Source organism: Acetobacter musti (genome assembly GCF_011516835.1).
Classification (GTDB): Bacteria; Pseudomonadota; Alphaproteobacteria; order Acetobacterales; family Acetobacteraceae; genus Acetobacter; species Acetobacter musti.
In genome coordinates, this window is the sequence record NZ_WOTB01000098.1 from 1 (window position 1) to 1,616 (window position 1,616).

The 1,616-nt window shown below is 51.5% G+C and carries 1 protein-coding gene; it reads left to right on the top strand.

What is annotated here, in order from left to right; genetic code table 11:
* Positions 1–563: 563 nt before the first annotated feature.
* On the top strand, positions 564–1,433 hold the full coding sequence (locus GOB93_RS20875; RefSeq protein WP_173585270.1) for a hypothetical protein: 870 nt from the start codon (positions 564–566) through the stop codon (positions 1,431–1,433).
* Positions 1,434–1,616: the final 183 nt, after the last annotated feature.

A 1,616-nucleotide genomic window follows, 5' to 3' on the forward strand; every position in this document is an offset into this window, starting at 1 on the left:
CTCAATCAGCGGTTCCCAGATCGCCCATGTCTCATCAGTGAAAGTGCCTGTTCCGTCTCCTTCTTCAATCCATACAATATAGGAAGTATTTTAAGATCTAACAGGCCCTAGAGGACCGGATGTCAAGGATAAGGACGTATCCTGCCGGCCTACTATAGATATAGTAGGCCGACGGTTTAGCCGGATAAGCTAACATGGCCTGGGTTCAGAACAACAAGCCTGCAATCGCGAGGGAAAGAGTCACTAATCATATTGAATGATTAAGCACGGACAGAAAAAAGGCTTGAGAAAGAGCTATTTAAATCCGCTTTATTCTCAACTTGCGATTGTCGCAATTTGAGAAGCAATCCTGCCCCCGCAACCACTTCTATCATAAATCCCTACAAATCGACGTCTGATCGCCATGAAAGACTGGCTTATCAGACACTTACGCACGTCTCGACCTTCGAAAGAGGGCCGGGCGATCACGCGCGTCTACGCATCGCCATGGCCCACAGGGCCGCCTCAACTGGTTTCTCCGATCCGTTCAGAACGAAGCTTGGAAACCAATGAGGAATATCATCATGCGTGATGACGCAGTGAGAATGCTGTCGGGACCAAACCAGAGAGCCTGGCTGATGCGAAACACCAGATATAACCCAAAGACTGAGCGTCTTCTGGTATGGAACGTCATAACGTGGAAATGGTGTATGGCTGGGCCAGAAAATATTCTGGAGCTCTGCCCGCTGTCTGTTCGGGGGTTCGGTGATCCAGGCGACATCTGGAAGGATGTTCGAGCTAAGTCCAACAGTCAGCTTTATGATCCACAGCAACGCGGTGATGCTCCCGTACATAATCAAGAAAAACGCAGGGAATGGCTGAGGGAAAGCAGGAGACGAAAATGCCTTCCCGAACGCATTGAAATTTTCAACGTGATACAGGGCCGGTGGGTGGTGGTCACTCAGGAGAACCTGGCGGAGCATTACTCCCGCTCATATTGGGAACCCATTGGGCTGCGCAAAGCGTGGGAAGAAATTGAGGCCGGCGCGGTTGCTGACCCCGAAGCAGAATTGACCCTGCAAGAGCATGCTGAATTTCTGGCCGAGCATCTTTTCGGAACGCGGTGCAAAAGCCCGGAAACTCCCGATGAGCGTATTTCGGTCATCGCAGAGGATTTTTATTCTGCACGGGAAGAGCAGGAGCGGGCGCCGCCGCCTCCTCAGCCGCTTCCGACATCCGAGGAGCGGCTGGACGCCAGGATGCCCGAAGTGCTCGAAATCTGGGCTGCCTCTCAGACAGGCCATATCACCTCACGGTTGGTGGTCGAAGGTTTACTTCAGTATCAATGGCCATTGTCTAGGATCCATCAACGGGCATTTGCTCAAGCCATGCAGCAAGCCGGATGGACCTCGCGTAGAAATGCAAAAATGAGGTTCTGGGTTAAAAACGATTGAGGAAAATATCGCCCTTCCTCGTGAAGTATTCAGCGGGGAAGGGTAATTAGGGGGGGATAGCTGACTGTCAGTTGGAGGGATCGAAGAACCCTTGATTGATGTGCTTGGCCGGTAATTTCTGGGTTTTGGCGATTTGATTGACGGTTTTTGCGATGGCGTCCAGTCTGCGTTTTGAGCAGATTG

Excerpts from the sequence above, each read along its gene's own strand:
- GOB93_RS20875 (WP_173585270.1), top strand. The coding sequence starts at position 564 with ATGCGTGATGACGCAGTGAGAATGCTGTCGGGACCAAACCAGAGAGCC.